Source organism: Pandoraea anapnoica (assembly GCF_902459765.1).
Lineage (GTDB): Bacteria > Pseudomonadota > Gammaproteobacteria > Burkholderiales > Burkholderiaceae > Pandoraea > Pandoraea anapnoica.
The window spans coordinates 26,874-44,199 of the sequence record NZ_CABPSP010000013.1 but is presented as its reverse complement, the minus strand read 5'-3'; the positions used below and the strand labels follow the sequence as shown (position 1 = coordinate 44,199).

Genomic DNA, 17,326 nt, shown 5'->3' with positions numbered 1-17,326 from the left:
TAAACCGCTATTGTACGCGCGCCGAACCGGCGGACGTCAGCGGCACGCCGCCGGGGCAGGCGGCAAGCTTGTGAAGCAAGGTTTCGACGATGGCGTCGGGGGAATCGCAGATGTCGACGATCAGCGCATCGCGCGGTTCTTCCAGCGTATTGAACTGGCTTTGCAGCAACGCCGGATCGAAGAAATGGCCTGAGCGCGAGGCCAGACGCTCCCCGATCACCTCGGGCGCACCCTTCAAGTAGACGAACACGACGTCGCCGTCGTGCTCGCCGAGCACGTCGCGATACCGTGCGCGCAGCGCCGAACACGCGAACACGTGATGACGCCCCGCCACCCTGCGCGCGACGATGGCTTCCCGAATCGCCGCCAGCCACGGTGCACGGTCGGCGTCGTTAAGCGCTTCGCCGCGACGCATCTTCTCGATGTTCGCGGGGCTGTGAAACGAATCTGCGTCGGAAAACCCGCAGCCCAGCCGGTCGGCAAGCATCTGCCCGACCGTGCTCTTGCCGCTGCCCGATACGCCCATTACCACGACGATCATGGCTCGTCTCCTTGTTCCGTGCCGACCTGTGCCAGCGTGTTACCCGTATTGCTCGCGCCGCTCTGCGCATGTTCACTGCCTGAGCGGCGCGCTTACCCGATACAACGATATGGCCGATTACACCACCGCGGCCAGACCCAGCGTGAGCAGCAGCGCGACGACCGAAATGATCGTCTCACACACCGTCCACGTCTTGAAGGTCTGCGGCACGGTCATATTGAAGTATTCCTTGACCAGCCAGAAGCCGCCGTCGTTCACGTGCGACAGGATCAGCGACCCTGCGCCCGTGGCCAGCACCATCAGCTCCGGTTTGACCGTCGAGCCGGCAGCCATCGCAATCGGGGCGACGATACCGCAGGCGGTCGTCATGGCCACCGTGGCCGAGCCCGTCGCAATACGGATCAGCACCGCCACCAGCCAGCCGAGCAGCAGCGGCGAGAGATGGGCGTTGTTCGCGACGTCGACAATCGCCTTCGACACGCCGCTGTCCATCAGGATACGCCCGAAACCGCCACCGGCACCCACCACCAGCGTGATCGTGGCAATCGGGGCCAGACACTCGTTGGTGAACTTCAGAATCTGATCGCGATTGAAGCCGCGTTGCTTGCCGAACGTGAAGAAGCTCACGAGCGTGGCGATGAGCAGCGCCATCACCGAGTTGCCGATCAGGCGCAGGAAGTCGTTCGCGAACGTCTTCGGTGCGAAGAACAGGTCGGCCCAGCTACCGATGAGCATCAGAATGACCGGCAGCAGAATCGTGAACAGCGTGATGCCGAAGCCCGGCAGCTTGTCCATCGGACGGTCGGCTTCGACGAACTGGGCGAGCAGCGGGTTATCCGGATTGGGCACCACGTGACGCGCCATCAGCTTGGCGAAAAGCGGACCGGCAATCGCAGCCGTCGGAATACCGACGATCAGCGCGTACATGATCGTGTGACCGATGTCCGCGTTGTAGGCGGTCACGGCCAGCAGCGCCGCCGGGTGCGGCGGGATCAGGCCGTGCACGACCGACAGACCGGCGACCATCGGAATGCCCACAAGCACCATCGACGTGCCGGTGCGCTTGGCGACGTTGAACGCAATCGGGATCAGCAGCACGAAACCGACTTCGAAGAACACCGGCAGACCAACGATGAACGCGATCACGACCATCGCCCAATGCACGTTCTTCTCACCGAAGAAGCCGATGAGCGTGCGCGCAATGCGCTCCGCACCGCCCGACTCGGCCATCATCTTGCCGAGCATCGTACCAAGCCCCACCACGAGCGCAATGTGCCCCAGCGTGTTGCCCACGCCCGTCTCGAATGCCTTGACGATGCCGCCCATCGGCATGCCCACCGCCAGCCCGAGCACGAGCGACACGACGATCAGCGTGATGAACGGATTCAGTTTGAAGCGCGCGATCAGCAGAATCAGCGCGATTACCGCGATAAGCGCGTATACCAGCAGCAAGTTGCCTTGCACCGCGACCATGGGGGGTCTCCTCGTTTGGCTAGATGGGCGGATGCCCGTTGGGCTCGCGCCCGTTTATTGAAATCCTGTTATTCGGTAAAACCGGCGATGTTCCGCCGTCAATGCGAGTTGCTACAGTTGCGAGATTCGACGTTGCGCTTTGCGGCATTGGCACCGCTTCAGGCGCGCGGCAGCGCGCTCGCCGCGCGGGCCAGACGCGTGATGCCGGCCCAGTCTTTCGCGTCGACCAGCGCCTTGGGCGTGAGCCACGAGCCACCCACACACACCACGTTCGGCTGCGCCAGATACGACGGTGCCGACTCCGCGCTGATGCCGCCCGTCGGGCAGAAGCGCACGTCGCGGAACGGGCCGTAGAGTGCCTTGAGCATCGGCACACCGCCCGAAGGTTCGGCCGGGAAGAACTTCACCGTCTCGTAACCGTCGGCGAGCGCCGCCAGAATGTCCGAGGGCGTCACCACGCCCGGCAGCAGCGGCAGACCGGCCGCCTTGGCGGCCGCACCCAGCGCCGGCGTGTAACCCGGCGACACGCCGAAGCGCGCACCGGCAGCCACGGCTTGCGCCATCTGCTCGGGACGCGTGAGCGTGCCCACGCCAACGATCAGTTCGTCCGACAGTCCGGCCACATGACGGATGACGTCCATCGCCGCCGGGGTGCGCAGCGTGATTTCGAGCACGCGCACGCCGCCCGCGAGCAATGCACGCGAGACCTGCTCGCCCTGCTCGACGTTATCGAACTGGAGCACCGGAACCACGGGGCCGGCACGAACGATGTCATTGATGTTCATTACGTTTTCCTTGAATGCAGTGACGTAGTGCTCGTCACTCGGTACCGAAGAACACGGAAGCGCCGGTTTCCGCCGCGCCTACGGAAGCACGCATGTGCCCGAAGAGCAGGCGCCCGGTGTCGTCACCGGACACGTCGACCGGCGCGTTCTCACGCCCGGCCCAGACTTGCGGCGACACTTCGGCGTGCAACATGCCGGTGTTGGCGTCGAGCACGATCAGATCGCCGTCGCACACCCGTGCCAGCGGACCACCGCCAGCCGCCTCAGGCGACACGTGAATCACCGCAGGCACCTTGCCCGACGCGCCGGACATCCGGCCGTCCGTCACCAGCGCCACGGCAAATCCCTCGTCCTGCAAAACACCGAGCAGCGGCGTGAGGCGATGCAGCTCGGGCATGCCATTGGCGCGCGGCCCCTGGCCACGCAACACCACGACCACGTCGCGACGCAGCTCGCCTGCGTCGAACGCGGCCTGGACCGCTTCCTGCGAAGTAAATACGCGTGCCGTTGCGGCCACGCGCCGATGTTCCGGCTTGACCGCCGAGACCTTGATGACGCCGCGCCCCAGATTGCCGTGCATGAGCCGCAATCCGCCATCGAGGGCGAACGGCTCGGCATGGCCGCGCAAGACGTCACGATCACCACTGTAGGCGCTCCCTGCGCGCCACGCCACCCCTTCGGGCGACAACCACGGCTCGGCGCGGTAGCGCGAGAGGCCGGGACCGGCGACGGTCTTCACGTCGTCGTGCAACAGGCCCGCGTCGAGCAGTTCGCCGATCAGAAAGCCCATACCGCCTGCGGCGTGGAAATGGTTCACGTCGGCTTTGCCGTTCGGATAGACGCGCGCCATGAGCGGCACGATGGCCGACAGCGCGTCGAAATCGTCCCAGTCGATGACGACGCCCGCCGCGCGGGCCATCGCCACGAGGTGCAGCGTGTGATTGGTCGAGCCGCCCGTGGCCAGCAGGCCGACGATGCCGTTGACGACGGCACGCTCGTCAACCACATGGCCGACGGGGGTGTACTCGGGGGTGTGCGCGCCGATGGCCAGCACGCGCGCGAGCGCCGCGTCGGTGAGCGCATCGCGCAAGGGCGTGTGCGGGTGCACGAAGGCCGCGCCCGGCAGATGCAGGCCCATGATTTCCATTAACAACTGATTGCTGTTGGCGGTGCCGTAGAACGTGCACGTGCCCGCACCGTGGTACGCCTGCGATTCGGCTTCGAGCAGCGCGTCGCGGCCCACTTTGCCGGTGGCGTACAACTGGCGGATCTTCGCCTTCTCGTCGTTCGACAGACCGCTCGCCATCGGGCCAGCGGGCACGAAGATCGTCGGCAGGTGCCCGAACTGCAAGGCCCCGATCACGAGGCCCGGCACGATCTTGTCGCACACGCCAAGCATCAGCGCGGCGTCGAACATGTTGTGCGACAAGGCAATGGCCGTGCTCATCGCGATGATTTCGCGCGAAAACAGCGACAGCTCCATGCCCGCATTGCCCTGCGTGACGCCGTCACACATGGCGGGCACACCGCCTGCGACCTGCGCCGTCGCGCCCAGCTTGCGGGCCGCCTCACGCAGACGCGCCGGGTATTGCTCGTACGGCTGATGCGCCGAGAGCATATCGTTGTAGGCGGTGACGATGCCCACGTTCGGGCGACGCTGCTCGCGCAGGATCAGCTTGTCGTTGGCTGGCATGGCCGCGAAACCGTGCGCCAGGTTCGCGCAGGACAGCGCGCCACGCTGCGGAAAGCGGCCGGCGCTCGCATCGATGCGGGCCAGATACGCTGCGCGCGTGTCGCGGCTGCGCGCTGCAATGCGCGCAGTGACGGCCATTACGGTCGGGTGCAGGGATTTCTTTTGCTCGGACATCATGTCGTAGGACTGGACTTGCGATGCACCCGGGGCAGGTGCGATTGGGAGCGGAGTTTAGTAGAAATTCTACATCCCATCAATCCAAAGCCATCGACAGTCAGGGTTTTACCCAGTCATATCCAACACTTACGTTAGGTTTTGCCGGATTGAGAAACCTCACCCCATAATGTGAAATGTCGTATTTTTGTAGTTTTTGTACATTTCATTCATGATTCCGGCATCTTCGCCCCAAGCCCGGCGCGGTGCCACGCGGTGTGCGGGTGCTATAGTGAGCGCCGTCCCCTGCCGCGCGTCTGCTTTTGTTGCTGCCTGCCATGCTTAACCGAATCGAAGCCACGCTGACCCAATTGCGCCCGTCCGAGCGCAAGCTTGCGACCTATGTGCTGGACGCGCCGCGCGAAGTCGTCGACCTGTCGATGAACGAGCTCGCCGAGCGCGCCAACGTCAGCCAGCCGACGATCGCCCGCTTCTGTCAGGCAGTGGGATGTAGCGGGTATCGCGAATTCAAGATCCGTCTGGCGCAGGGCATCGCGCAGGGCGTGCCGTTCGTACACCGCGACGTGCGTCCGGACGAGCCTGTGCCGGGCATCGCCAGCAAGGTGCTCGACCGCACCATCGGCAGCCTCATGCAGGTGCGCAATAATCTCTCGCCCGACAGCATCGGCGAGGCGATCGAACTGCTCGCGTCGGCACGACGCATCGAGTTCTACGGCGCAGGGGCCTCTGGCATCGCCGCGCAGGACATGCAGCACAAGTTCTTCCGCCTTGGTGTGCCCGCAGTCGCTTACAGCGATCCGCACGTGTACGGCATGTCGGCGGCACTCCTCAAGGAAGGAGACGTTGTCGTCGCGATCTCGAATACGGGACGCACGCAGGATCTGCTCGAAGCCGCACAACTGGCCCGCACGGCAGGCGCGAGTGTAATCGCCATCACGCACAGCAATTCGCCATTGGCGCGGCAGGCCAGCGTGGCGCTGTTCGCCGATGTCGACGAAGACACCGACGTGTATTCGCCGCTGACCTCACGCATCGCCCATCTCGCCATCGGCGACGTGCTCGCGGTCGGCATGGCGTTGCGTCTCGGCGATCGGCTGCCATCGCAGCTCGCGCGGGCGAAGGAAGTCATCAACCGGCGGCGCACGGCGAACGACGGCAAGTGACCGGATGCGGTGCGCAGCGAGTGCACCGGCAACGAAAAAGGGGCGAAGCGCCATGACAGCGCTTCGCCCCTTCTCGTTTCCCGACGCAATGTTCCGCGTGTGAAGGGCCTGCTTACGGATTCACCACGTTTTGCAGCGGCTTGCCCGTCAGCGCGGCGATCAGATTGTCGGCGGCGCACGACGCCATCGCGTGACGCGTCTCGTGCGTGGCCGAGCCGATATGCGGCAGCGCCACCACGTTCTTCATCTTCAGCAGCGGCGAATCGACCGATACCGGCTCACGCTCGAAGACATCGAGACCGGCAGCACGCAGATGCCCGGAGGCCAGCGCATCGACCAGTGCGGCTTCGTCGATCACCTTGCCGCGCGCGGCGTTGATGAAGATCGCGCCGCGCTTCATCTGTGCGAACTCTTTGGCACCGATCAGGCGCTCGGTGGCGGGCGACAGCGGCACCAGCGTCACGACGAAATCGGACTGCGCGAGCAGTTCGGGTAACGTGCGATGCTCCGCACCATAGGCCTTTTCTGCCGCTTCGTTGCGCGAGCGGTTGCTGTACAACACCTTCATGCCGAAACCGAGGGCGGCACGACGCGCTACTGCGCCACCGATGCGTCCCATGCCGACGATGCCGAGCGTCTTGCCCTGCACATCGGTGCCGAAGTGCTCCTCGCCGAGGCTCGCCTTCCAGCCGCCAGCCTTCACCAGCTCGGCCAGTTCGACCACGCGACGCGCACTCGACAACACCAGCGCAAAGACGGTATCGGCGGTGGTTTCCGTCAGCACGTCGGGGGTGTTCATCAGCTTGATGCCGCGACGCGTGAGGTCGGGCACATCGAACTGGTCGTAGCCCACGGAGATCGTGGCCCACGCCTTGAGCTTCGATGCCCCGTCGAGCAGCGCGGGCGTCGCGTTCACGCCGACGCCGATGGCACCGTCCGCACGGCTGAGCGCCGCCGCGAACTCGGCGCGGTTGCCGTCGTTCACGCCGTCGAATTCAGTGAGCGAGAAATGCTCGGCCAATCGTGCACGCACGTCAGGCGGCACGCTCTTGTACAACACAACTTCCGGACGACTCATGCGATTCACTCCTGGGGGTTGCCGCCACCGGCATCCCCGGCAGCGAGCGAGAGATTCTGCGGCAGACTCAGCGCTTTGCGCTGGCCTCGGCGAAGGCGCGTTCGAGGAAGTCCAGACGGTCCTGTCCCCAATACGGCTGGCCTTCGAAGACGAACCACGGCGCTCCGTACACCCCTGCGGCCGCTGCATCGTCCGTGTTGGCGTCGTAGGCTGCCTGCACGCTCGCGCCATGCGATGCGGCGAGCAGCGACTTGCCGTCAAGCGACACGCTGTCGGCGAGCGCCTGCAGCGTGGCATCGTCGGCAATGTTGCGCTCTTCGACCCACAGCGCATTCGACACCGCGCCGACGAGTTCCAGCGCCTTGTCGGTGCCGTGCGCGAGCTGCGTTGCGATCACGAGCTTTGCCGCCGGATCGCCCGAGACGGGGAAGAACTTCGGTTCGAGGTTCAGTGGCAGGCCGAGATACTTCGACCAGCGCGCCAGTTCCACCAGACGATACGCCTGACGCTGCGGCGCGCGCTTGGCGAGCGGCAGACCGCCCGAACCGCTGAAGACGCGCCCGAGATCCATCGGCTTGAGCTGGATCTGTACGCCGTAGCGGCGCGTCAGCTCGACAAAACGGGCATGCCCCATGTAGACATAGGGCGATTGCGTCGCCAGAAAATATTCACAAGTCAGACTCACGGCAAAACTCCTCTTGCTATCGGTAAGGGGCGCCTATGACTGGCGCTGTTGATGCATGACGTGTTCGATGTGCGTTGATCAGGCGACGCTCGCAAGCGATCTCAGAAGGGTTTGACGACCGCGAGAATCACCGCGCCGAGCAGTCCCAGCACCGGAATCTCGTTGAAGTAGCGGTACCAGCGATGCGAGCGCGTGTTGCGGCCAGTTTCGAACTTGCGCAGCAGACGGCCGCACGCATGGTGGTAGCCGAGCAGCAGCACCACGATCAGCAGCTTGGCGTGCAACCAGCCGCCGTAGCGGCCGATGCCGTAGTACAACCAGAGGATCATTCCGAAAGCGAGCGCCGGGATGGCGAGAATCGTCATGAAGCGGTAGAGCTTGCGCGCCATGAGCAGCAGACGTTGCGTGGCGGCCGGATCGCTCTCCATCGCGAGGTTGACGAAAATGCGCGGCAGATAAAACAGACCGGCAAACCACGAGGCGACGAAAACGATGTGAAGCGCTTTGATCCAGAGCATCGGGGACAAGCGGCCCGCCAGCAGGCCGTCGAATATTTTGAACAGCAAGCAATGTACAACAATCCGCCGTCTCGCGACGCGCAGCGCCGCCCGCCAACGGCCGCCGGGCCTGCGGCAAATCGACGCGAAGCATTCAACGCGATGAAGCCCGGCTGTGCCAGAATACGGACCATATTGGCTTTTTTGCCCCACATCGGCGCAGCACGCCGGTCATCGGCCCCCGCATGAGAATTCTTGGTATCGACCCCGGCCTGCGCGTCACCGGCTTCGGCGTGCTCGAAAAGCACGGCAACCGTCTGCAATATGTGACGAGCGGCGTCATCCGTACCGGCGAAGGCACCCTGCCCGCCCGGCTGCGCATCATCTTCGAGAGCGTGGCCGAACTGGTCGACACCTACCGGCCCGATCAGGCCGCCATCGAAAAGGTGTTCGTCAACGTCAACCCGCAATCCACACTGCTGCTCGGTCAGGCGCGTGGCGCGGCCATCACTGCACTGTCGGTCGGCGGGCTCGAAGTCTTCGAATACACGCCGATGCAGCTCAAGCAGGCGGTCGTCGGCTACGGACGCGCGCGCAAGGAGCAGGTGCAGGAGATGGTCACCCGTCTGCTGACCCTCACGGGCACGCCGGGCAAGGACGCCTCCGACGCACTGGGCGTCGCCATCTGCCACGCGCACAGCGGCGAAACCTACGCGGCGCTCACCGAAGTCGCGCCCGCGCTGGCTGCCAAGGGCCTGCGTGTGAAACGCGGTCGATTGGTGGGCTAAAGGGTGGCCCAAATGGTGGGCTAAGGGCGGACGTCCGAAGCGCTACAATGCATCCATGATCGAAACCGACAAACTCGCCGCCGAGCGCATCATTGCGCCCACACCGGCCTCGCCCAACGAAGAAGCCTTCGAGCGCGCGCTGCGCCCCAAGCTGCTCGACGAATACGTCGGTCAGCGCAAGGTGCGCGAACAGCTCGAAATCTTCATCGAGGCGGCCCGCAAGCGCTCGGAACCGCTCGACCACGTGCTGCTCTTCGGCCCACCGGGTCTGGGCAAGACCACGCTCGCCCACATCATCGCCCGTGAAATGGGCGTGCATCTGCGCCAGACGTCGGGACCGGTGCTGGAGCGTCCGGGCGATCTCGCCGCGCTACTGACCAATCTCGAAGCCAACGACGTGCTGTTCATCGACGAAATTCACCGGCTCTCGCCGGTCGTCGAGGAAATTCTGTATCCGGCGCTGGAGGACTACCAGATCGACATCATGATCGGCGAAGGTCCGGCGGCGCGCAGCGTCAAGCTCGATCTTCAGCCGTTCACGCTCGTGGGTGCGACGACCCGCGCCGGCATGCTGACGAACCCGCTTCGAGATCGCTTCGGGATCGTGGCGCGTCTGGAGTTCTATACGGCAGACGAACTGGCGGGCATCGTGCGCCGCTCGGCGAGCCTGCTCGGCGCAGTCATCGCCGACGACGGTGCCTTTGAGATCGCACGCCGCGCACGCGGCACCCCCCGTATCGCCAACCGGTTGCTGCGCCGCGTACGCGACTACGCCGAAGTGAAGGCCGACGGTCGCATCACCGCCGCCGTGGCCGACGCCGCGCTGTCGATGCTCGACGTCGACGCGGTCGGCTTCGACGTGATGGACCGCAAGCTGCTCGAAGCGGTGCTCCACAAGTTCGATGGCGGCCCGGTCGGTGTCGACAACCTTGCCGCCGCAATCGGCGAAGAGCGCGACACCATCGAAGACGTGATCGAGCCGTTCCTGATCCAGCAGGGCTTCCTGCAACGCACGCCGCGCGGCCGCGTCGCCACGCTCGCCGCCTATCGCCACTTCGGGCTGGCAGCGCCCGGCAGCGCGCCGGAAAGCGGTGCGCTCTGGTCGCCGGACGCGACAGGCAAGTAGCGACGGTAGCGACCTTATAGCGACGATACGTCGCAGGTCCGGCGAATCCCTCTGTCGGACAATCGACGTTCACGCTCCGCCCAAGGCACAACATGGCCTCCCACGACGATCTGCCCACCCCGCCCCCGGCAACGCCCTTGCGTCCCGCCGGACCGGTCGTGGGTGTATCCGGGCGTTTGCGGCACGCCATCGCGATGCGGCTCGTGAGCCTGACGTCCGGCCCCGGTGCCCCGCGTCTGAATTACGACACGCCTGACGGCGATCCGGGCCTGTTCGGTCCGGACGCTGCCTGCTGGCACGTCCACGGCGATTTCACTTCGATGATGATTGGCGGCGTGAGCGCGTTGCTGCTGCAATCGCTGCATCCGCTGGCGATGGCCGGTGTTTGGGACCACTCGACGTTCCGGCAGGACGTGATGGGCCGTCTGCGCCGCACCGCGACGTTCATCGGCGGCACGACCTTCGGCAACACGGCCGACGCCGAGGCGCTGCTCGAACGCGTGCGACGCATTCATCTCCAGGTCAAAGGCACGGCCCCCGACGGTCGGCCGTACGCCGCTTACAATCCCGATCTTTTGACGTGGGTGCACGTGGCCGAGACGTCGAGCTTTCTGCGCAGCTATCTCGTCTACAAGAACCCCGCGTTCTCGCTTGACGATCAGGATCGCTATTACGCTGAAGTCGCACGCATTGCCATTGCCTTGGGTGCGCGCGATGTGCCGACGAGTGTCGCGCAGATTGACGACTATCTCGCGGCGATGCGTCCCACACTCAGCGCAAGCGACCGCACGGAAGAAGTCATGCGCGTGTTGCGCAACCTGCCTGCGCCGTTTGCTGGCGCGCGCGTGTTCAGCGGCCTGTTGTTCCGGGCCGGTGTCGATCTGCTGCCGGACTGGTCGCAAACGATGCTCGGCTTCGACGAAAAGGCGACGATTCGCCGCCTCACCGTGCGACCTGCCGTGCGCCACATGGCACAGCTCGCGCGCTGGTCGATGCGAAACAGCGTGGCCCATCGGGCACGTCGCCGGGCACTGGCGACACCTGCGGTGGAGGTGACGGCGCCATCGCTGGAGCGCTAGGCGCGCGCTCTGTTACACCACACGCGGATCAACGCGGTCGCCTGCGGCATCGGCAGGCTTGTCGTTGCTCTCGTCGCGCACGGCATCATCCAGATGCGTGACATCGCCCCAGCTCAACACTTTCCAATGCGCCCCGTCAAACGACAGACGGTTCACGCTGGCATTGAGCAACGGATACGAACGGGGTTCGGTCAGCGCCAGGCCCGTCGCGAGCCGGTAGCAGCAATCGAGCACGCCACCATGCGCCACGAGCGCCACGCGCTGGCCCGCGTAATCACGCAGCACCTGTGCGATGAAACCGGTGATACGCGTATAGAAACCACGCGTCGACTCGCCACCAGGGATCACGAAGTCGGGATCGCGGCTCTGCCACCGCACGTAGTCCTGCGGAAAATCCGCCTGAATTTCATCGGGTACACGTGTCTCGAAAGCGCCATAGTGGCGCTCCCGAAGACTCGCCGTGCGCTCCAGCGGCAATCCGCACGCCTTCGCAACAGGCTCTGCCGTCTGCACCGCGCGCTGCAAATCGCTCGTCAGCACCTGATCGAACACACTGCCGCTCGCAGCCATTTCACGTGCAATACGCGCGCCCAGCAGCACGGCCTGACGCTCGCCTTCCGCCGACAGCGGAATGTCCGTGTGCCCCTGAATCCGTTTGACGCGGTTCCAGTCGGTCTCGCCGTGGCGGATCAGAGTCAGGGTCGTGGTCGTGCCGTTCATCGATGCAATTGCGTGTTCAGGTTAAGCAGCGTGCTGAGCGAGCCGTGAAGCAGGTGACGAGGCAAGCGTAATGCGTGCTTACTTCGCCTTCGAATTGAGCGTGTAAGTGCCGGTCACGCGGGCGCTGCCCAGTACATGCGGCTTGATCGCGGCGAGTACATCGTTGCCGTCAAAGCGGCCGTCGAGCGGCACACGGGCGACGTCAAGCGCATACACGGTGAAGTGATAGTGGTGGACGATTGTGTCGTTCCACGGCGGGCACGGGCCGTCGTAGCCGTAGTAGTCGCCCTTCATGGTGTCGTCACCGGCGAACCACGCGGTGTAGTCGTTCACGCCATGACGCATGCCGTCGAGCGCATCGGGGCCGAACTTGCCGCGCGGCGTGACGTGATTGCTGTGGCTGGCCGCCGGGATTTCGCTGGTCGACGCGGGCACGTCCACGAGCACCCAGTGGAAGAAGTCGACGCGCGGCAGATCCGCCGGCACTTCACGACCTTCCTTGTTGACGTCGTCGCCCTGGCTCGGCACATCGCTGTCGGTGCAGATCACGACAAACGAACGCGTACCGGCGGGGACATCGGACCAGGCGAGATGCGGGTTCTTGTTCTGCGACAGCGCAACGTGCGACGCCGCGTCCGGTTTGCCAAAGGCGAACTGTGCATCCATCGCCGCATTATCGGCAAACGAGTCACTCCAGACTTTCATCAGATTCTCCCAAGCTGTGAATTCTTGAATTCGCGAATTCGGAACCCAAGGACGGTATCACACCGATGCGAATCGCGTGCACTTGCCCCCGCACTTCCGGACGATTCCAGACAATTCCGAGCGATTTTCGGGATAACAGGAGGAGCAGCGCCAGACCGCGTCAGGCCGCTTCCGGCCGCGTCTGCAACCAGAACGTGACGGGACCGTCGTTCACAAGCGAGACGCGCATGTGGGCCCCGAACTCGCCGGTTTCCACGATGGGATGGCGTGCACGCGCCTGCGTCACGAAGTAGTCGAACAGACGCTTGCCGTCCGCCGGGCTGGCGGCCGGCGTGAAGCTCGGACGCGTGCCGCTGTTCGTATCGGCCGCGAGCGTGAACTGCGAGACGAGTAGCAAGCCGCCGATACGAGCAGCGGCACCGTAGCCGTCAGAATTGCCATCGAGATTCGAGACACTGCGGTTCATCTTGCCCGCCTCGTCCGAAAATACGCGGTAGCCGAGCAACTTCGCCAACAGCTTGTCGGCGCTCGCCTCGGTGTCGCCGCGTTCGGCGCATACCAATGCGAGCAGCCCCGGACCGATCGCGCCGACGGTGCGGCCATCGACCGTCACCGCCGCTTCGAGCACACGCTGAATGAGCGCGATCATCGTTGCTTGCCCCGCAATGTGACGCCGACGCTCAGGCGAGCGTCACGCGCGCAAACCGGCGCTTGCCGACCTGCACGACGTAAGTCCCGGCCTCGATCTTCGCACCCTTGTCGGACACCACTTCGCCATCGATGCGCACGCCGCCCTGCTCGATGTTGCGGTTGGCTTCCGACGTCGACGGCACGAGCGCTGCCTGCTTGAGCAGTTGCGCGATACCCAGCGGGGCACCATCGAGGGAAACTTCCGGAATATCGTCCGGCACGGCGCCCTTGGCGCGTGCGTTGAACTCTTCGAGCGCGCGATCGGCGTCGGCCTGCGAATGGAAGCGCGCCACGATCTCCTGGGCGAGCAGTACCTTGATATCGCGCGGGTTACGGCCTTCCTCGACTTCGCGGCGCAGTTGCGCAATCTCTTCGAGCGTGCGGAACGACAGCAGCTCGTAGTAGCGCCACATGAGCGTGTCGGAGATGCTCATCAGCTTGCCGAACATGTCGCTCGGCTTCTCGCTGATGCCAATGTAGTTGTTCTTGGACTTCGACATCTTCTCGACGCCGTCCAGCCCTTCGAGCAACGGCATCGTGAGAATGCACTGCGGCTCCTGACCGTATTGCTTCTGCAATTCGCGGCCCACGAGCAGGTTGAACTTCTGGTCCGTGCCGCCGAGTTCCAGATCGGACTCCAGCGCCACCGAATCGTAGCCCTGCATCAGCGGGTAGAGGAACTCATGAATGGCGATCGGCACGCCGCCCTGGAAGCGCTTAGTGAAGTCTTCGCGCTCCAGCATGCGCGCCATCGTGTAGCGCGACGCGAGCTTGATCATGCCGTCGGCGCCCAGCTTCATCGACCATTCGCTGTTGTAGCGGATTTCGGTCTTTTCGCGGTCGAGCACGAGTGCGGCCTGCTCGAAATAGGTCTTGGCGTTCGCTTCGATCTGCTCGCGCGTGAGCGGCGGACGCGTGCTGTTGCGGCCCGACGGATCGCCGATCAGCGAGGTGAAATCGCCGATCAGGAAGATGACGGTATGCCCCAGATCCTGCAACTGACGCATCTTGTTGAGCACCACCGTGTGACCGATGTGAATGTCGGGCGCGGTCGGATCGAGACCCAGCTTGATGCGCAACGGCTTACCGGTGGCTTCGCTGCGCGCGAGCTTCTGCAGGAACTCCTCTTCCACGAGGAGTTCGTCGCAGCCGCGCTTGGCGACGGCCAGCGCAGCGCGCGCGGCATCGGTCACGGGGTACTTCTTTTCCGAGGTGAGTGCGTGTTCACTTGTCATAACATCATTGTCCAGACTGCGTCGGGGGAGTTCCCCTTATCCAGTCAGTAAAGGCGGAGGCAGCGGCGGGTCTGCTATAATTGCCGCTCAATTCTCGGCTCGGGCCGAAGCGACGCCGGGTTGCCCCGGAAATTCCGGCAGGCAATCTCGAAGCGTGTCGCTCCGCCCGGGCTTTTTTCGTAAGTTGCGCAGAATTTTACGTGATGTGGCCAAAACTCCGTGATTTTTTTGCGCGTGAACTGCTGACCCTGATCGATCCCACGCAGCCGAAGCACCGTCGCAGAAAGGTGCAAATCGTGGCGACGGTCGGTTCGGCCCTGACGTTGGGAATGGTGACCGCTTTCGGCGTGGCGCCGATGGTGCCGGATTCGGCACGCAACGGTGCGAGCGTGACGTTGCCGCTCACCTTCCCCGATCTGGCCAAACAAATCCAGCAGCTCGACGCGCAATCCCAGACCTTTATCCATCAAGTGGCGCTGCGGCGCGGCGAAACCCTCGGCGACATGCTCTCCCGGCTGTCGATTCAGGATCCCGCCGCCGAGAAGTTCATTCGCGAGAATGCCGTCGCCCGTCGCCTGATCGGCGTGCCCGCCGGGCAAGTCGTTCAGGCCGAAACCGATGACGACGGCAAGCTCGTCACGCTCTCCACCGTCCTGTCGACCGGCAGCACCGCCGCACAGCAACTGGTGATCGAGCGTAACGACACGGGCCGGTTGCGCGCGCGCATGGAGCAGTTGGCGAACGACACCGAATGGGCCATGCGCTCCGGTGCGATAGCGGGCAACTTCTTCACCGCAATGGACGACGCGGGCGTGCCCGACGCCGTCGTCGCGCAGATGGTGAACATCTTCTCCGGCGTGATCAACTTCCAGCGCGACGTGCGCCGTGGCGACCGTTTCCGCCTCGTGTACGAAGTGATCAAGCAGCAGGACCGCACCGTTCGCACCGGGCGCGTGCTCGCCATCGAGTTCATCAACCAGGGCAAGACGCACCAGGCCATCTGGTACGCCGATCCGCAGGGCAACTCGCCCGACGGCGCGTACTACGGCTTTGACGGTCGCAACCTGAAGCAAGCCTTCCTGCGCACACCGGTCGAGTTCTCGCGGATTTCATCGGCCTTCGGCGGTCGCGAGCATCCGTTCCAGCACAAGTGGAAGAAGCACGAAGGCGTGGATCTGGCCGCTCCGGTCGGCACACGTGTGTTCGCTGCGGGTGACGGCGTCGTGAAGTTCGTCGGCACGCAGAATGGCTACGGCAATCTGGTTGAAATCGAACACGCAGGCAACTATGAGACGCGTTACGCCCATCTCTCCGGCTTCGGTCAGGGTATGAAGGCGGGGACGCGCGTGACGCAAGGTCAGGTCATCGGCTTCGTCGGTCAGACGGGCTGGGCAACCGGCCCACACCTGCATTACGAACTGCGCTTCAAGGGCGTGCCGCGCAATCCGTTCTCGACGGATGTGGCTGCCGTCGCCCCGCTCTCGGGCAATCGCCTGAAGCTGTTCGACATGTACGCAGAGAACCTGCTCAAGCGCATCGATCTGATGCGCACCGTGCAAGTCGCTGAGCGCGATTGAGGTATGCTGGAGTCCGCACTGTGCGGGGTGACGTCTGATCCATCGACGCGCCGCGCGCAGTGCGGGACTTCCTTCTCAAGCTCATCGCACGCGCGCGCCCGCACATGAACGACATCGCTCGTCACCTGGCCGACCCGGCCACCGCCTCCCTCGCCGCCTCCGCCAAGTCCGCTTACTACATCGGCCTGATGTCCGGCACCAGTCTGGATGGTGTCGACGGTGTGCTCGTCTCGTCTGCCGACGGACAAGTGCTCGCGGAAGCCTATCTGCCGTTCCCGAACGACCTGCGTGAGACGCTGATGGTGCTGCAAGCCCCCTCGGACAACGAACTGCATCGCGAAGCGCTTGCGGCGAATGCGCTGGCGCGCGTGTATGCCGCGTGCGTGACGCAGTTACTCGCTGCGGCGGGCTTGCCTGCGTCTGCGATCGCGGCCATCGGCGCGCACGGGCAGACGATCCGTCATCGGCCCGGCGAATTCGACGGCATCGGCTACACGCGCCAGCTCAACGCCCCCGCGTTGCTCGCCGAACTGACGAATATCGACGTGGTGGCCGACATTCGCAGCCGCGACGTTGCAGCGGGCGGTCAGGGCGCACCGCTCGTGCCCGCCTACCATCAGGCGATGTTTTCGGACGCTGGCGAGACGCGCGTCGTATGCAATCTCGGCGGTATCAGCAATGTGACGATTCTGACCGCCACCTCGCTGGGCCAACAGGTGTCCGGTTTCGATTGCGGTCCGGGCAATGCGCTGCTCGATTGCTGGGCGGCACGTCACCTCGGCAAGTCCTACGACGATGGTGGAGCGTGGGGTGCTACGGGACGCGTCGACCTTGCCCTTCTCGCCGCACTGCTCAGCGAGCCTTACTTCCACCAGACGCCGCCGAAGAGCACCGGACGCGACCTGTTCCACGCGGCATGGCTCGACGCTCACCTTGCCGCGCTCCCGAATGTGTCGCCGGTCGATGTTCAGGCGACGCTCGTCGCACTGACGGCGCAATGCGTTGCAGACGACGTGCTGCGCTTCGCACCGGACTGCCGGGGGTTCTACGCATGCGGCGGCGGCACTCGCAACCGTGCGCTCATGCAGGCCATTGCGGATCGTCTGCCGGGTGTGACCGTTGCGACGACTGACGCACTTGGCGTTCCGCCGCATCAGGTCGAAGCCCGCGCGTTCGCGTGGCTTGCCGAGCGTTGCGTGACGCGTCAGCCGGGCAATCTCCCGTCCGTCACGGGCGCGCAGGGCCTGCGCATTCTGGGGGCGGTCTACCCGCGCTGAGCGGCTCGCCCCGCGCCGACGCAATGTCGGCAATACCCGC

General features: G+C 64.6%; 17 protein-coding genes. 6 read left to right on the top strand and 11 right to left on the bottom strand.

The features are described from left to right. Positions 1–7: 7 nt before the first annotated feature. The 4 genes from PAN31117_RS19900 to edd form a co-directional block, all read right to left on the bottom strand. Positions 8–541 (bottom strand): gluconokinase, encoded by a 534-nt coding sequence (locus PAN31117_RS19900; RefSeq protein WP_150739719.1) that lies wholly within the window; start codon positions 539–541, stop codon positions 8–10. 117 nt (positions 542–658) lie between these two features. After that, a complete protein-coding gene (locus PAN31117_RS19895) occupies positions 659–2,014 on the bottom strand; it encodes a GntP family permease (protein ID WP_150575673.1) in 1,356 nt (451 codons plus the stop codon). Between the two features lie 158 nt (positions 2,015–2,172). Then, a complete protein-coding gene (eda, locus tag PAN31117_RS19890; protein WP_150739718.1) occupies positions 2,173–2,799 on the bottom strand; it encodes a bifunctional 4-hydroxy-2-oxoglutarate aldolase/2-dehydro-3-deoxy-phosphogluconate aldolase in 627 nt (208 codons plus the stop codon). 34 nt (positions 2,800–2,833) lie between these two features. Next, a complete protein-coding gene (edd, locus tag PAN31117_RS19885; protein WP_150739853.1) occupies positions 2,834–4,666 on the bottom strand; it encodes a phosphogluconate dehydratase in 1,833 nt (610 codons plus the stop codon). A gap of 317 nt (positions 4,667–4,983) precedes the next feature. On the opposite strand from edd, the gene PAN31117_RS19880 reads away from it, so the two are divergent. Next, positions 4,984–5,829 (top strand): MurR/RpiR family transcriptional regulator, encoded by an 846-nt coding sequence (locus tag PAN31117_RS19880; RefSeq protein WP_150739717.1) that lies wholly within the window; start codon positions 4,984–4,986, stop codon positions 5,827–5,829. A gap of 112 nt (positions 5,830–5,941) precedes the next feature. On the opposite strand, the gene PAN31117_RS19875 is transcribed toward PAN31117_RS19880, so the two are convergent. From PAN31117_RS19875 to PAN31117_RS19865, 3 genes are all read right to left on the bottom strand, one after another. Then, complete coding sequence (locus PAN31117_RS19875; RefSeq protein WP_150739716.1) at positions 5,942–6,907, bottom strand: 2-hydroxyacid dehydrogenase; 966 nt, start codon at positions 6,905–6,907, stop codon at positions 5,942–5,944. A 67-nt stretch (positions 6,908–6,974) separates the two neighbouring features. Then, positions 6,975–7,592, bottom strand: coding sequence for a 2-hydroxychromene-2-carboxylate isomerase (locus tag PAN31117_RS19870; RefSeq protein ID WP_150739715.1), 618 nt, complete (start codon positions 7,590–7,592; stop codon positions 6,975–6,977). A gap of 101 nt (positions 7,593–7,693) precedes the next feature. Continuing rightward, entirely contained in the window at positions 7,694–8,110 is a 417-nt protein-coding gene (locus PAN31117_RS19865) for a CopD family protein (protein ID WP_150739852.1), read from the bottom strand. Positions 8,111–8,334: 224 nt separating this feature from the next. Between PAN31117_RS19865 and ruvC the strand changes: the two genes are divergently transcribed. From ruvC to PAN31117_RS19850, 3 genes are all read left to right on the top strand, one after another. Continuing rightward, the gene (ruvC, locus tag PAN31117_RS19860) at positions 8,335–8,877 is read left to right on the top strand and encodes a crossover junction endodeoxyribonuclease RuvC (protein ID WP_150575668.1); all 543 of its coding nucleotides are present in this window, start codon (positions 8,335–8,337) and stop codon (positions 8,875–8,877) included. Positions 8,878–8,932: 55 nt separating this feature from the next. Further along, a complete protein-coding gene (gene ruvB / locus PAN31117_RS19855) occupies positions 8,933–10,003 on the top strand; it encodes a Holliday junction branch migration DNA helicase RuvB (RefSeq protein ID WP_150739714.1) in 1,071 nt (356 codons plus the stop codon). A 92-nt stretch (positions 10,004–10,095) separates the two neighbouring features. Continuing rightward, the gene (locus PAN31117_RS19850) at positions 10,096–11,082 is read left to right on the top strand and encodes an oxygenase MpaB family protein (protein WP_150739713.1); all 987 of its coding nucleotides are present in this window, start codon (positions 10,096–10,098) and stop codon (positions 11,080–11,082) included. A 12-nt stretch (positions 11,083–11,094) separates the two neighbouring features. Here PAN31117_RS19850 and PAN31117_RS19845 read toward each other — a convergent pair whose 3' ends face one another. The 4 genes from PAN31117_RS19845 to tyrS all read right to left on the bottom strand — a co-directional run bounded on the left by PAN31117_RS19845 (position 11,095) and on the right by tyrS (position 14,432). After that, positions 11,095–11,802, bottom strand: a complete 708-nt coding sequence (locus tag PAN31117_RS19845) for a histidine phosphatase family protein (RefSeq protein ID WP_150739712.1) — start codon at positions 11,800–11,802, stop codon at positions 11,095–11,097. A gap of 78 nt (positions 11,803–11,880) precedes the next feature. Next, the gene (locus PAN31117_RS19840) at positions 11,881–12,507 is read right to left on the bottom strand and encodes a YbhB/YbcL family Raf kinase inhibitor-like protein (protein WP_150739711.1); all 627 of its coding nucleotides are present in this window, start codon (positions 12,505–12,507) and stop codon (positions 11,881–11,883) included. A gap of 160 nt (positions 12,508–12,667) precedes the next feature. Continuing rightward, positions 12,668–13,156, bottom strand: a complete 489-nt coding sequence (gene dtd, locus PAN31117_RS19835; RefSeq protein WP_150739710.1) for a D-aminoacyl-tRNA deacylase — start codon at positions 13,154–13,156, stop codon at positions 12,668–12,670. 31 nt (positions 13,157–13,187) lie between these two features. Then, positions 13,188–14,432: a tyrosine--tRNA ligase gene (tyrS, locus tag PAN31117_RS19830; RefSeq protein WP_150739709.1), complete on the bottom strand. Its 1,245-nt coding sequence runs from the start codon at positions 14,430–14,432 to the stop codon at positions 13,188–13,190. 203 nt (positions 14,433–14,635) lie between these two features. On the opposite strand from tyrS, the gene PAN31117_RS19825 reads away from it, so the two are divergent. Further along, complete coding sequence (locus PAN31117_RS19825; protein ID WP_150739708.1) at positions 14,636–16,009, top strand: M23 family metallopeptidase; 1,374 nt, start codon at positions 14,636–14,638, stop codon at positions 16,007–16,009. Positions 16,010–16,113: 104 nt separating this feature from the next. Continuing rightward, complete coding sequence (locus tag PAN31117_RS19820) at positions 16,114–17,286, top strand: anhydro-N-acetylmuramic acid kinase (protein WP_150739707.1); 1,173 nt, start codon at positions 16,114–16,116, stop codon at positions 17,284–17,286. Positions 17,287–17,326 lie beyond the last annotated feature (40 nt).